This window comes from Pseudomonas sp. TE9122, from assembly GCF_056278925.1.
In genome coordinates this window covers 4,138,229-4,152,017 of record NZ_JBWBQI010000001.1, presented here as the reverse complement: position 1 = coordinate 4,152,017, position 13,789 = coordinate 4,138,229, and the positions used below count along the sequence as shown (strand labels likewise).

Annotated in this window: 13 protein-coding genes; 4 read left to right on the top strand and 9 right to left on the bottom strand. The window is 59.2% G+C overall.

Annotated features, from left to right (window positions below; all coding sequences use genetic code 11):
• Positions 1-31 precede the first annotated feature (31 nt).
• The 3 genes from ACZ9BE_RS18645 to ACZ9BE_RS18635 all read right to left on the bottom strand — a co-directional run bounded on the left by ACZ9BE_RS18645 (position 32) and on the right by ACZ9BE_RS18635 (position 2,977).
• A complete protein-coding gene (locus tag ACZ9BE_RS18645) occupies positions 32-946 on the bottom strand; it encodes a glutamate/aspartate ABC transporter substrate-binding protein (protein ID WP_476249793.1) in 915 nt (304 codons plus the stop codon).
• 271 nt (positions 947-1,217) lie between these two features.
• On the bottom strand, positions 1,218-1,628 hold the full coding sequence (locus ACZ9BE_RS18640; RefSeq protein WP_056790039.1) for a hypothetical protein: 411 nt from the start codon (positions 1,626-1,628) through the stop codon (positions 1,218-1,220).
• A complete protein-coding gene (locus tag ACZ9BE_RS18635) occupies positions 1,625-2,977 on the bottom strand; it encodes an MFS transporter (RefSeq protein WP_476249792.1) in 1,353 nt (450 codons plus the stop codon). The genes ACZ9BE_RS18640 and ACZ9BE_RS18635 overlap by 4 nt, the downstream gene beginning before the upstream one ends.
• A 105-nt stretch (positions 2,978-3,082) precedes the next feature.
• On the opposite strand from ACZ9BE_RS18635, the gene ACZ9BE_RS18630 reads away from it, so the two are divergent.
• Complete coding sequence (locus ACZ9BE_RS18630) at positions 3,083-3,970, top strand: LysR family transcriptional regulator (protein WP_056790359.1); 888 nt, start codon at positions 3,083-3,085, stop codon at positions 3,968-3,970.
• Positions 3,971-4,056: 86 nt separating this feature from the next.
• On the opposite strand, the gene glpD is transcribed toward ACZ9BE_RS18630, so the two are convergent.
• The 4 genes from glpD to ACZ9BE_RS18610 form a co-directional block, all read right to left on the bottom strand.
• Positions 4,057-5,592 carry a glycerol-3-phosphate dehydrogenase gene (gene glpD, locus ACZ9BE_RS18625; protein ID WP_476249791.1) on the bottom strand — a complete coding sequence of 512 codons (1,536 nt, stop codon included), beginning with the start codon at positions 5,590-5,592 and terminating at the stop codon, positions 4,057-4,059.
• Positions 5,593-5,882: 290 nt separating this feature from the next.
• The gene (locus tag ACZ9BE_RS18620; RefSeq protein ID WP_095181782.1) at positions 5,883-6,638 is read right to left on the bottom strand and encodes a DeoR/GlpR family transcriptional regulator; all 756 of its coding nucleotides are present in this window, start codon (positions 6,636-6,638) and stop codon (positions 5,883-5,885) included.
• A gap of 95 nt (positions 6,639-6,733) precedes the next feature.
• On the bottom strand, positions 6,734-8,236 hold the full coding sequence (glpK, locus tag ACZ9BE_RS18615) for a glycerol kinase GlpK (protein WP_024014162.1): 1,503 nt from the start codon (positions 8,234-8,236) through the stop codon (positions 6,734-6,736).
• A gap of 77 nt (positions 8,237-8,313) precedes the next feature.
• Positions 8,314-9,165, bottom strand: coding sequence for an MIP/aquaporin family protein (locus tag ACZ9BE_RS18610; RefSeq protein WP_041479875.1), 852 nt, complete (start codon positions 9,163-9,165; stop codon positions 8,314-8,316).
• 351 nt (positions 9,166-9,516) lie between these two features.
• Here ACZ9BE_RS18610 and ybaK point away from each other — a divergent pair, with 351 nt between their 5' ends.
• Together ybaK and ACZ9BE_RS18600 are read left to right on the top strand one after the other, a co-directional pair.
• The gene (gene ybaK / locus ACZ9BE_RS18605; RefSeq protein WP_095181783.1) at positions 9,517-9,987 is read left to right on the top strand and encodes a Cys-tRNA(Pro) deacylase; all 471 of its coding nucleotides are present in this window, start codon (positions 9,517-9,519) and stop codon (positions 9,985-9,987) included.
• Positions 9,988-10,086: 99 nt separating this feature from the next.
• A complete protein-coding gene (locus ACZ9BE_RS18600) occupies positions 10,087-10,869 on the top strand; it encodes a PhzF family phenazine biosynthesis protein (protein WP_310218135.1) in 783 nt (260 codons plus the stop codon).
• A gap of 120 nt (positions 10,870-10,989) precedes the next feature.
• On the opposite strand, the gene ACZ9BE_RS18595 is transcribed toward ACZ9BE_RS18600, so the two are convergent.
• Together ACZ9BE_RS18595 and argF are read right to left on the bottom strand one after the other, a co-directional pair.
• Complete coding sequence (locus ACZ9BE_RS18595) at positions 10,990-12,099, bottom strand: ABC transporter ATP-binding protein (protein WP_095181785.1); 1,110 nt, start codon at positions 12,097-12,099, stop codon at positions 10,990-10,992.
• Complete coding sequence (gene argF, locus ACZ9BE_RS18590; protein ID WP_024014160.1) at positions 12,096-13,016, bottom strand: ornithine carbamoyltransferase; 921 nt, start codon at positions 13,014-13,016, stop codon at positions 12,096-12,098. Before argF ends, ACZ9BE_RS18595 begins: the two co-directional genes overlap by 4 nt.
• A 406-nt stretch (positions 13,017-13,422) precedes the next feature.
• Between argF and ACZ9BE_RS18585 the strand changes: the two genes are divergently transcribed.
• Entirely contained in the window at positions 13,423-13,713 is a 291-nt protein-coding gene (locus tag ACZ9BE_RS18585) for a hypothetical protein (protein WP_041479870.1), read from the top strand.
• Positions 13,714-13,789 lie beyond the last annotated feature (76 nt).

The following is a 13,789-nucleotide window of genomic DNA, read 5'->3' as shown; positions in this document are numbered from 1 at the left end:
GCCTCCTCAGGGGATAAGGTTAGTCAGAAAATCAGGACTTCTTGTCGTCAGCCGCTTTGTCGGTCGGATTGGCGATCAGGGTCTTGAGCTCGTCGCTCATCGGGAAGTTCAGGTTCAGGCCTTTTGGCGGAATCGGCTGCATGAACCACTTCTCGTAGATCTTGTTGATTTCGCCCGAAGCGTAAGTGGCCTTGATCGCGTCATCCACAGCCTTTTTGAACGGCTCGTCGCCTTTGCGCATCATGCAGCCGTAGATTTCGTACGACTGTGGCGTGCCGGTCACTTCCCAATCGGCGGCTTTCTTGGCCTTGGCGGCTTCGCCGGCCAGCAGTGCGTCATCCATCATGAAGGCAACGGCACGGCCCGATTCCAGCATCTGGAAGGACTCGCCGTGGTCTTTGGCGGAGATGACGTTCATGCCCATCTGCTTGTCGGCGTTCATCGCCTTGAGGATGCGCTCGGAGGTGGTGCCGGCGGTGGTTACGACGTTCTTGCCTTTCAGATCGTCGAAATCCTTGTACTTGGAGTCTTTCTTGGACAGCAGACGGGTACCGATTTCGAAGATGCCGACGGAGAAGTCGACCTGCTGCTGACGCTCGACGTTGTTGGTGGTCGAACCGCACTCGACGTCCACGGTGCCGTTCTGCACCAGCGGGATACGGGTCTGCGAGGTGACGAGGTTGTATTTGACTTGCAGGTTCGGCAGGTCGAGGTCTTTCTTGATCGCTTCGGCGATCTTCAGCTGGATATCGTGCGAGTAGCCGACCGGCTTGCCGGACGCATCAGCGATATAGGAGAACGGAATGGAGGCGTCACGGTGGCCCAGGGTGATGACACCGGACTCTTTGATCTTCTTCAGGGTGCCGGTGAGTTCGGCGGCGAAAACTGGCGTGCTGATCAGAGCGGCAGCAATGGCTGCGCCCAGGATATGGGGAACGATGCGCATCAAATTTTCCTCGACATTGTTTTTTTTATGGAGCCAGTTTGTCGGCCCTTTTTGTGCTTCGAATGCCTGACGGCTCCTGAAGTGCTGGCACAGCAGGCATTCGTCGAGAGAGTGTAGAGCATGACTCGTGCCAGAGCAGTCGAACTCAGTTAAGCGGTTGTTTTATAACGTTATTAAAGTTTTATGGCGGTAATTTTATGAAGGCATGATCCGGTTAACCGAATCGACTGTGGAGTCGCGTTCGGAAAACCGAATATCTTGTGGCCTGGTCTCAGACTTGCCGGCTCAGTGGCGTTTCATGCAAATACACCCACTTCACCCCTTCAGGTTGTCCGCTCAGGATCGCCACTGCGACCCGCGAGTGTTGAGCGCCGTCCAAGCGTTGGGTTTCGACGTAGCTCACAGCCAGCATGTCGTCCTCCTGCCACACCGTGTGCAAATCGCTGATCTCGATATCGAGTCCCGCCTTGGCGCCTACGGCTCCTTTGAACAGTTGTTCTACTTCGACGCGGGTCAATGCGTCCCCCGAAATACCAACCATGCTGAAATCCTCAGCAAATGCCTGCATCAACGGCTCGATGCTCGCGGCGCCAGCGCCGTCGGCATCAGTGAATACCCGAAGGATCAGCTCGTGGACGTGGTGGATACTGTGTTCGGCTTGTTCGATCAGATCGTATGTCATGGGCGTTCCTTTGCGCAGGGCAGTTGATTCATCTGCAGCAACGGCAGCAGCCCGACCAGCGCGGCAATCGCGAAGGTCGCTTGATAGGCCGGCGTGGTGCCGAGCGGCGGGAGCAGCACGTTGAAGATCATCAGAAACAGTGCGGCGCCGAGGCTGAAAGACATCTGCCGATTGATGTTCCAGATGACACTGGCCTTGTGCGTATCGCCGCCGGTGAAGTCCATCAGTGAGGTAGTTTGCGCGGTATTGGCACCGATGCCACCGCCAATGCCCATCAGGCTGTAGGCGATCATGATGAGCCAAAGATCAGTTGGCGCATTGACCAGCACCAGGGTGGCGATGCCGGCGCTGTGCAACAGCATGCCGAGGGTGAACAGGCGTCTGGCGCCGATCCGGTTGTAGACGCGACCGCAAAGGATCATTGCGATGAACGCACCGATGGCATAGAGGATCATGAACATTCCGGTCAGCCGGGCGCTGAAGTGCAGGGTGTTCTGCAAAAAGAAAATACTCATCAGGTTGACACCGGTGAACACCCCCGGAATTGCGTAATAGATGAAGATCGAGGTGCTGAGTTTTCTGCTCCTGAGCAGGCTCAAGTCGATGATCGCGTTACTGCAGCGGCGGTAATGCAGCAGATACAGCGCGATGAATGTCAGGCCCGCGATGACAAAACCCAGCGCTGCCAGCGGTGGGTAATCGCCGCCGTACAGCGACATACCCATCAGCAAACTGGCGAGCACCGCGCTGACCAGCAACAGGCCTTTGATGTCCGGACGCTGAAGCTCGGCGGGTTTGCCTTCCCTGATCCACCACCACGACAGCCCGGCGGCAAGCAGCGAAAACGGGAGGGTGCTGTAGAACACCCAGCGCCAGGAGCTGATGTCGACAATGAGGCCGCCGACGGTGGGTGACATCGCCGGGGCAATCAGGGCAACGGCCATGATCAGCGTGGATATTTTCGCGCGTTGCTCGCCATGAAAAAGATTGAACGTCAGTGCCTGTCCGACCGGGATCAACAAGCCGCCGCCGATGCCCTGAACGAAGCGCCAGATCACCAGTTCATGGAAGCTGTCGGCCTGGCCGCACAGCCACACCGAGCCACTGAATACCAGCATTGAAGCGGTGAGGATTTCACGACTGCCAAAACGCGCGGCCAGCCAGGTGCTCAGCGCAATGATCAACGTCAGTCCGAGGATGTACGCGTTGGCGACCCACGCCACCGAAGCGCTGCTGACCTGCAAGGTAGCTGACAGACTGGGCAGCGCCACCGCCGACATGAAGATGTTGATGCAATCGATAAAGAAGCCGAGCAGGAAAATCGACGCGACTTTATAGCGGTAACTCATGGTGTTTCCCCTTTGTCGTCGAGCATAGGGGCGATAGACTCCGATCGTCGATGCAATGGAGCTGAACACAATGTTTGAAGGGATTGAACCGTGACTCAGGGCGCTCTGCACACGCACTTGAACCGGGTGCAGACGTTTCTGGCGATTGCCGAACTGGGTTCTTTTACCAAGGCTGCCAGCCATCTGAATCTCAGCCGGGCCATGGTCAGTCTGCACATCAAGGCCCTGGAGGCAGCGTTGTCGACCAGCCTGTTGCTGCGCAACAGTCGTGCCGTGACCCTGACCGAGGCTGGGCAAAGCTTTTACAACGAATTCAAAACCATCGTTGCCGATATCGACACAGCGTTTGACAGGGTATTGCACCGCACAAACCGCGTTTCGGGAACGCTGCGGATCAGTTCCACCAGTGAATACGGCGAGCGATTCATCCTGCCGCTGATTCCGCTGTTCGCCGAGCGTTATCCCGACATCCGCCTGTGCTACGACTTCAACTCCTCGCTCAATGATCTGCTTGCCGACCGGCTCGATCTGGTGGTTCGCCTGGGCAACCTGGCGGACTCGGCTTTCAAGAGCCGGAAACTGGCCGACTATGAAATTGTGCTGGTGGCTACTGAAGGGTTTCTGCTCCGCTACCCGGTAAAAACACCGCAGGATCTCAATGCCGTGCCGTGGATTGCCAACAGCAATCTGTTAGCGCCGACGCAGTGGGTTTTACGCGATGGTGTGGGGGAAGCAGTCGAAATCAATGGTAGCCGTCATTTCCAGTCGAATTCATCGACTGCGATTCGTTCGATGACCTTGTCGTCGCTGGGCGTGTCGGTGCTGCCGGCGTGGATGGTTGAAGACGATAGGGACCGTGGGCATCTGGTACGTGTGCTGCCGGAATACTCGCTGCCCTCACAGCCGATCAGCCTGGTGTTTGCGGACACGCCGCACCTGCCGCCCAAGTCGCGGGTGTTTATCGATTTTCTTTTGGCACATTTAGGGTCGTGAGGGAGTGGAGCCGGGCCTTGCGGGCTTAGCAAAAAGCCCCTGAATCTCTCGATTCAGGGGCTTTCGTTCAAACGATAGGGCGAAGATCAAGCCGCCTCGATCTTCCGGCTCTGCTCAACCTTGCCCAGATACGTCGACAGCTTCTGCTGTTCCTCCGCTGTGGTGAACAAGCCTAGCTTGGTGCGGCGCCACAGGATGTCGTGCGCCGTAGTGGCCCACTCTTCGCTGCACAGGTAATCGACTTCGCGGGTGTAGAGCCCGCCGCCGATGTGCTCGCCCATATCGGCCAGCGTTTGCACGCCTTCAAGCATGCGCCAGGTGCGGCTGCCGTAGGTGACGGCCCAGCGCCGGGCGATTTCGGTCGGGACGAAATCGAACTTGTCGCGAATCCGCGCGCTCAGGGCCTCTGGCGTGGTCATGTCTTCGCCGCCGGGCAGGGTGGCGGTCGCGGTCCAGCTCGGGCGCATCTGGGTGAAGAACGGCATCAACTGCGCCATCGCCGACTCGGCGAGCTTGCGGTAAGTGGTCAGCTTGCCGCCGAACACCGATAGCAGCGGCGCTTCCTCGGCGTTGCCCGACAGCGCCAGGGTGTAATCGCGAGTGACCGCAGACGGGTTGTCGGATTCGTCGTTGCACAGCGGCCGAACGCCCGAGTAGCTGTGCAGGATGTCTTCGCGGCTGAGCTGCTTCTTGAAGTGGGCGTTGACCACTTTCAGCACGTAATCGGTTTCGCCTTCGGTGATCGCTACTTTCGCCGGGTCGCCGGTGTATTCGCGGTCGGTAGTGCCGATCAGAGTGAAGTGGTTCAGGTACGGAATAGTGAAAACGATGCGCTGATCTTCGTTTTGCAGAATATGCGCATGTTCGCCTTCGTACAGTTTCGGCACGATGATGTGGCTGCCCTGGATCAGACGGATGCCATACGGCGATTCCATCTTCAGGTCGTCACGGATGAACTTGGCCACCCATGGGCCGGCGGCGTTGACCAGTGCTTTGGCGGTGATCGAAAACAAACTGCCGTCGGCGCGCTCCAGATGCAGATGCCACAAACCTTTGGTGCGGCGGGCACTGACACAGCGGGTCTGGGTATGCACATGCGCGCCTTTTTCACGGGCGGCCATGGCGTTCAGGACCACGAGGCGGGCGTCATCGACCCAGCAATCGGAGTATTCGAAGCCTTTCTTGATTTCGCTTTTCAGCGCGCTGTCGGCGCCGAATTTCAGGCTTTTCGAACCTGGCAGCTTTTCGCGTTTGCCAAGGTTGTCGTAGAGGAACAGGCCGACACGAATCATCCACGCCGGACGCAGGTGCGGGCGGTGTGGCAGTACGAAACGCATCGGTTTGACGATATGCGGCGCCTTGGCCAGCAACACTTCACGCTCGGCGAGCGCTTCACGCACCAGACGGAATTCGTAATGTTCCAGATAGCGCAGGCCACCGTGGATCAGCTTGCTGCTGGCCGACGAGGTGTGGCTGGCCAAGTCGTCTTTTTCGCAAAGGAACACCGAAAGACCGCGACCGGCGGCATCCGCTGCGATCCCAACGCCGTTGATCCCGCCGCCAATCACGGCAACGTCATAGATCTCGGAGAGAGGGGGAGTACGCAAGGTAGAGGTGGACATCGGCTGGCCTCGGTTCTTTTGATTTTGTCTTGGAAATCGAACATAAATGTTCATTTGCGAAAATGGTAGCCCATAAACACGCGCGCAGCCAGTCGCGTTCGATTGAAAAAACTCATCGAAGGGCGATTAAAAGAAAATTTTCGAACATGAACGCGCGCAAGGGCGCAGAAGATGTGTTGTGTGATCGATTGTTTTCGCGAGCAGGCTCGCTCCCACATTTTGCAATACATTCCAAGAGTGGGAGCGAGCCTGCTCGCGAAGGCGTCGGTTCGGTCAGCGAGGGAGAGGGTTCAGACGACTTCCAGACGAATCTTGTGCTGACTCAACAACTGCGTCAGCGCCGGTACCGGCTGCTGATCGGTGACCAGACAATCGATCAGGCTGATCGGCCCCAGTCGAATCATCGCATTACGCCCGAACTTGCTCGAATCCGCTGCCAGAATCACCTGTCGCGCGTTGGCGATGATCGCCTGGCTGACCCGGACTTCCTGATAATCGAAGTCGAGCAGGCTGCCGTCCTCATCGATCCCGCTGATGCCGACCAAGGCGAAATCGACCTTGAACTGATTGATGAAGTCCACGCTCGCCTGACCGACCACACCGCCGTCGCGGCGCACGTTGCCGCCGGTCAGCAGCACATCGAAATCATCCTTGGCGCTGAGCATCGAGGCGACGTGCAGGTTGTTGGTGATGATTTTCAGGTGGCTGTGATTGAGCAGGGCGCGGGCGATCGATTCGGTGGTGGTACCGATATTGATGAACAGCGAGGCGTGATCGGGGATCTGCGCGGCAATGGCTTCACCGATGCGTTGCTTTTCATCGCGCATCTGATCGGCACGCATGGCATACGCGGTGTTTTCGACACTGGAATCGTACGCGGCGCCACCGTGGTAGCGACGCAGCAGGTTGGCTTCCGCGAGCTGGTTGATGTCGCGGCGGATGGTTTGCGGGGTGACAACGAACAGCGTGGCCATTTCCTCGATGCTCACATAGCCGCGTTCGCGGACCAGCTCGAGGATTTGCTGCTGACGGGGAGGCAGATTCATGGGGCTTCCTTTGGGCTGCCAAGCAAAATTTGCCCATGATGCCGCAGGAATCCGCTCCCGACCAGCTAGATACCTATGTGTAACTCAAGGTTGGCTTATTCAGCGTCCTCACGCGCCCAGTCACGGGTGCGGCTGACGGCTTTTTTCCAGCCTTTGTAGAGTTTCTCTTTCTCGGTTTCGTCAAGGCTCGGTTCGAACTCGCGCTCGATCACTGCCTTGCCGCGCAGTTCTTCCAGGCTGCCCCAGAAACCGCAGGCCAGGCCGGCCAGATAAGCCGCGCCGAGTGCGGTGGTTTCGCGCATTTGCGGGCGTTCGACCTGGGTGCCGAGGATGTCGGCCTGGAACTGCATGAGGAAGTTGTTCGCCACCGCACCGCCGTCCACGCGCAGGGCTTTGAGGCGTTCGCCGGAATCCTGTTGCATGGCGTCGAGTACGTCGCGGGTCTGGTAGGCGATCGACTCCAGCGCGGCGCGGATGATGTGATCCACACGTACGCCGCGCGTCAGGCCGAACAGTGCGCCACGGGCATACGGGTCCCAGTACGGCGCGCCGAGACCGGTAAATGCCGGCACCAGATACACACCGTTGCTGTCCTTGACCTTGTTGGCAAAGTATTCGGTGTCGTGGGCGTCGTTGACGATTTTCAGTTCATCACGCAGCCACTGCACGGTCGAACCGCCGTTGAACACGGCGCCTTCCAGAGCATAAGCCACTTCGCCGCGCGGGCCGCAGGCGATGGTGGTGAGCATGCCGTGCTGGGATTTCACCGCTTTGTCGCCGGTGTTCATCAGCAGGAAGCAACCGGTGCCGTAGGTGTTTTTCGCCTGGCCCGGCTCGACGCACATCTGCCCGAACAGTGCCGCTTGCTGGTCGCCGGCGATACCGCCGATGGCGATGCCGCTCTTGGTGCGGCCGTAGATTTCCGAGGACGCTTTGACTTCCGGGAGCATCTCGCGCGGGATGTCGAGGATCTCCAGCATCTTCGAGTCCCACTCCAGCGAATGGATATTGAAGAGCATGGTGCGCGAGGCGTTGGTGTAGTCGGTGACGTGCACCTTGCCGCCGGTGAATTTCCAGATCAGCCAGCTATCGACGGTGCCGAACAGCAGCTCGCCGTTGCGCGCACGCTCGCGGCTGCCTTCGACGTTGTCGAGGATCCACTTCAGTTTGGTGCCGGAGAAGTACGGGTCGGTGACCAGGCCGGTGGTGTCGCGGATGTAGTCTTCGTGGCCATCGCGCTTGAGCTGCTGGCAGATCTCGGTGCTGCGGCGGCACTGCCAGACGATCGCGTTATACACGGGGCGGCCGGTGGTCTTGTCCCAGACCACGGTGGTTTCACGCTGGTTGGTGATACCGATCGCGGCAACCTGGTCATGGTGCAGGCCGGCCTGGGCCAGCGCTTCAACCATCACCGCGCTCTGGGTAGCGAAGATTTCCATCGGGTCGTGCTCGACCCAACCGGCCTGCGGGTAATGCTGAACGAATTCGCGCTGCGCGGTGCAGACTACGTTCGCGTCGCGGTCGAAGATGATCGCGCGCGAACTGGTCGTACCCTGATCAAGGGCAATGATGTAGTTCTTGTTCTGAATGTCGGTCATGTCGATTGCCTTGGACGAAAAAAACGAGAGTGGGCCGTGGCGCAGGCTCGGATGGGCAGGAGCCGGCGCCGACTGTTTCAAGAAGTTCTTGGTTTGCCGTCAATGGCCGGTTCTGCATCCTTTGTAGCAGGTGTGGCGCCGGTCAGGTGACGGGCGATGAGCCCGCGATACCCGGCAGCGCCGAGGCAGGCACCGACAATCGGTGCAAAAATCGGAATCAGGAAATAAGGGATATCACGACCACCGGTGAAGGAAATTTCACCCCAACCGGTAAAGAAAGTCATCAGTTTCGGACCGAAGTCACGCGCAGGGTTCATTGCGAAACCGGTCAGCGGACCCATCGCACTGCCGATCACGGCAATCAGCAAACCGATCAGCAACGGCGCCATCGGGCCGCGTGGCAGGCCGTTGTTGTCATCGGTCAGGGCCATGATCACGCCCATCAGGATCGCGGTGATGATCATCTCGACCAGAAAGGCCTGGGCCGTCGAAAGCACCGGGTTCGGGTAGGTCGAGAACACCGACGCCAATTCAAGGCTGGCGGCCGAGCCACGAATCATCTGGTGGGTTTGTTCGTAATCGAAGAACAGATTGCTGTAGAGCGTGTAGACCAGCAATGCGCCGCAGAAGGCGCCGGCAATCTGCGAAAGGATGTAGAACGGCAGTTTGCGCTTTTCGAAGTCCGCGAAGATTGCCAGAGCAATGCTCACTGCCGGGTTCAGGTGCGCGCCGGAAACCCCGGCGGTGAGGTAGATCGCCATGCTCACGCCGACGCCCCAGATGATGCTGATCTCCCACAGGCCGAAGCTGGCACCTGCGACTTTGAGCGCGGCGACACAACCGGTGCCGAAGAAGATCAGAAGGGCGGTGCCCAGAAACTCGGCCATGCATTGGCCGGAAAGCGATGGTTGCGGTAAAGCAGCTGTCATTGAAAACCTCGGTTCTTTTTCTTGTGTGGCGCCTTGCCAACGGAGCAGGGCGCGATCTTCACCGGGTCGGAATCCCCATTCGGTTCCCGGGTTACTGCTGGGTACTGCGTTGAGCATGATTCTTACATTATTCAGATTCGAAAAAATATAGACAAGAAACAAACCTGTCAAAGGTCGAAAGTGAACCGCCGGTCACAATAAAACTATTCGCCGTGTGAATGATCAGCGCCGCGAACTGCTTGAATGCAGCGCGAAGCCACGGGATTCGCGGCTTGGGATAGAGCCTTTTGCCCAACGATGACCTAGAATCCGCCGCAGGTTTTTTCAAAGATTGCCGAACCCGGAGCTGCCATGACCCCAGCGTTGGACTTGTTGAAAAAAGTTCGTGCCGAACATCGCGTGCACAGTTACGAACATGATCCGAAGGCCGCGTCCTATGGGCTGGAGGCGGCGGAGAAGCTCGGGCTCGCACCGGCGCAAGTGTTCAAAACCTTGCTGGCCGCCAGTGAAAAAGGCGAACTGCTGGTAGCTGTGGTGCCGGTCGTCGGAACGCTCGACCTCAAGGGCCTGGCCCATGCCGCTGGAGTGAAGAAAGCCGAAATGGCTGATCCTGCTGCCGCGCAACGCTCCACCGGCTACCTGTTGGGCGGCATCAGCCCGCTCGGGCAGAAGAAACGCCTGCGCACCTTCATCGACAATTCCGCTCAGGGGTTCGCGACTATCTATGTGAGTGCCGGGCGGCGAGGACTGGAAGTGGAACTGGCGCCGGCAGTATTGGCTGAGCACACCCAGGCGCAGTTCGCCGATATCGGCCGGGCTTAAAATGCGCGCCAGCTGTATGAAGAAAAAATTGCGCTTCTGTCACTGGCACTGATCCGGGCCGCCGTTGCATGCTCGGTCGACCAATTCAGGGAGAAAATCATGCAGCTTGCGTTTCATCAGGTCGACGCGTTCAGTGATCGGCCGTTCAGTGGCAACCCTGCGATGGTCTATCGGCTCGACAGCTGGCTGGCCGATGACTTGATGCAGAAGATCGCCGCCGAACACAACCTGGCGGAGACTGCGTTTCTGGTGCGCGAAGGTCAGGCCTGGCATATCCGCTGGTTCACTCCGACTACTGAAGTGCCGCTGTGCGGGCATGCGACCCTGGCCAGCGCGTTTGTACTGTTCGAAATCCATAAGGAAAGTGCCGAGCGCATCGACTTCATCTGCAAGTCCGGGCCGCTGAGTGTCAGCCGCGAAGGCGACCGCTTGTGGCTGGATTTCCCGACCATCGTGCCTTCGGAAATCGGCGTGACGCTGGATGTCGAGCGGGCGCTGGGTGTCGAGGCTGTTGATGTGCTCGGCTCCAACGAACTGTTCGTGGTGCTGGAATCGGAGCAGGCCGTGCTCGACTGCAGACCGGACATGGCGGCACTGGCGAAACTGCCATGGCTGGGTGCAATCGTCACCGCGCGTGGCAATCAGCACGACTTCGTCTCGCGCTATTTCGCCCCGGCGATCGGTATCAATGAAGACCCGGTGACCGGCTCGACCCATTGCAGCCTGATTCCGTACTGGGCCAAACGTCTGGGCAAATCGAACCTGACCGCGTGCCAGCGCTCGGCGCGGGGCGGGGAGTTGTTCTGTCGGCTGGAAGGTGAGCGGGTGAAGATTGGCGGCAATGCGACGCTTGTGGCCAGCGGTACCCTGTTTTTAGGCTGAGGCAATACCAACTGTGGGAGCGAGCCTGCTCGCGAAAGCGCTCTTTCAGTCAACATCTTCGGCGACTGAAACACCGCATTCGCGAGCAGGCTCGCTCCCACAATTTTTATCCAGTGCGGATCAAAGGCTGGTGCTGAACCGACGGACGCCGTTTTCCACCGCCGGAATCTGCGCCGCCGTGCTGCCGGATGCCTGGAACAGCACCAGGTGATCCGCCGCTACGCGAATCCCGACCTGCGCGCCAACCAGATGATCGGCGTGGCTGGGGAAGATCGATTCCAGCTGCGCGCCGGTCGGCAGTTGCAGGCGATACAAGGTCGCCGCGCCGAGGAATGTCTTGCCGACAATCTGCGCCTTCAATGGGCTGTCCGGTGCATAAACAATGTCATCCGGACGCAACAGCACATCCACTGCACCGCCAATCGGCCAGGTGTAAGCGCGGTTGCCGCGCAGTTCACCCAGCTCGGTCTGCACCGATTCCGGGGTGACGAGCTGGCCGCGAATGAAATAGCCCTGACCGATGAAACTGGCGACATACGGCGTCGCCGGTTCGTGATAGAGGTTGTAGGGCGTATCCCACTGTTCCAGCCGACCTTCCTTGAACACGCCAACGTGATCGCTGACGGCGAACGCTTCTTCCTGATCGTGGGTGACCAGAATCGCACTGGTGCCACGAGCCTTGAGAATGTCGCGCACCTCATGGCTGAGCTTGCGGCGCAGTTCGCCATCGAGATTGGAGAACGGCTCGTCGAGCAGCAGCAACTGCGGCTCCGGCGCCAGGGCGCGGGCGAGGGCGACGCGCTGTTGCTGACCGCCGGACAATTCGTGGGGGAAGCGCTTGCCGAGGTTTTTCAGGTTGACCAGTTCCAGCAGCTCTTCGACCACGCGCGCCTTGTTCGGGTGCTTACGAATGCCGAAAGCGATGTTGTCGGCCACGCTCAGGTGCGGGAACAGCGCGTAGTCCTGAAACACCATGCCGATCCGGCGTTTCTCCGGCGCCAGGGTGAAACCGGCACTGGACAGGGTTTCGCCACCGAGGGTGATTTCGCCTTCATGCACCGGTTCGAAACCGGCGATTGCGCGCAGGGTGGTGGTCTTGCCGCAGCCAGACGAGCCGAGCAGGCAGCCGATGTCGCCGGCGTTGAGGTGCAGATTGAGGTTCTGCACCACGCGTTGATCTTGGTAGCCGCAAGCGAGGTTGCGCAGGTTCAGCAGTAATTCATGGCTCATGCGTGGTGATATGCCGGTTCAACGAGGAACTCGAGCAGGGCCTTCTGTGCGTGGAGACGGTTTTCTGCCTGATCCCAGGCGACGGAGCGCGGGTCATCGAGCAGGTCGAGACTGATTTCTTCGCCACGGTGCGCCGGCAGGCAGTGCATGAACAGCACGTCCTCGGCAGCGAGGTCGAGCAAGGCACGGTTGACCTGAAACGGCGCGAACAGCTTGAGGCGCTTGGCAGTTTCCTCTTCCTGACCCATCGAAGTCCAGACATCGGTGCTGACCAGATGCGCGCCACGCACGGCGTCTTGCGGATCGCGGACAATCGTCACGCGATCGCCAGCCTGAGCGACGAATTCCGGGTTCGGCTCGTAGCCTTCCGGGCAGGCAACGCGCAGCTGGAAGTCGAACTGGATCGCCGCTTCTATATAGCTGTTGCACATGTTGTTGCCGTCACCGATCCAGGCCACGGTCTTGCCCTGGATCGAGCCTCGGTGTTCGAGGAAGGTCTGCATGTCGGCGAGCAACTGGCACGGGTGCAGATCATCGGACAGGCCGTTGATCACCGGCACGCGCGAGTTGGCGGCGAATTCGGTGAGGGTGCTGTGGGCGAAGGTGCGGATCATCACCGCATCGAGCATGCTCGACATGACGATGGCGCAATCGCTGATCGGCTCGCCACGGCCCAGTTGGGTGTCGCGCGGGGACAGGAAGATTGCCTGGCCGCCGAGCTGTATCATGCCGGCCTCGAAGGAGATCCGGGTACGGGTCGAGGATTTTTCGAAAATCATCCCCAGCACGCGGTTTTTCAGAGGCTCGAACAGTACGCCGCGGTTACGCAGGTCCTTGAGCTCAACGCCTCGACGGATCACGCTGACCAGCTCTTCGGGCGTGCAATCCATCAGGGAGAGAAAGTGCCTTGCGCTCATCATTGACTACCTTTTTGCTACAGACCGCAGATGCTCAAAGCCTTGTTTAACGGAACAACGGGCGAGACCTGCGGCGTAAGCCGCACGGGGCGACGAAATAGGGGAAGGCGCGATATTGACACTAAATGTCGCGTTTTTCCAATAGGGTACTTTTGTCAGCGGGATTCGGAGCGCGGACCGAGCATTTCGAACACGCATGTTGAAGCCGGATTCAGTACAGCGGTGAGCCTCTTTGTACACTGGCGCCGCCGCGCTTGGCAATGCGCCGCGACGGCAACGCAGCGATCCTGGTCGGTTTGCGAACGCTGCGCCACCGATTCGCTTGGTCGGATGTTCAGACTGAAACATTTGCTAAAGCAAAGTGCTGGGTTATAAATAAGTTTCGAGCGACGCAGGAAGCCTCCGCATGGAATCGAAAGAACAACTGTTAATGGAGCTGCTGGGCCACACGGCTCGCTCTCTGACCCATCTCACCGCGTCAGTCACCTCGATGTCTTTCGAGTTGCTGCGCAGTGACGACGAAGTGGTCAAATCCGCCGGCCGACACATGATCGATCGCATGGCCACCATCAGCGCCGGGCTCGATGAGCACTGGCGGTTGATCGGCGAGCTCACCGGCGTCCACGTCGCCCACGAGCAGATCGAAACCATCCAGGAAATCCAGCTGGCCGCACCGCCGCAGTTGCCTTCGAACTGATCGCGACGGTTTATCGGCTGCCCTGATAACCATCGATTCACGAGACGAACGTCGCTGGCGCCTGCTCCGCGCACGG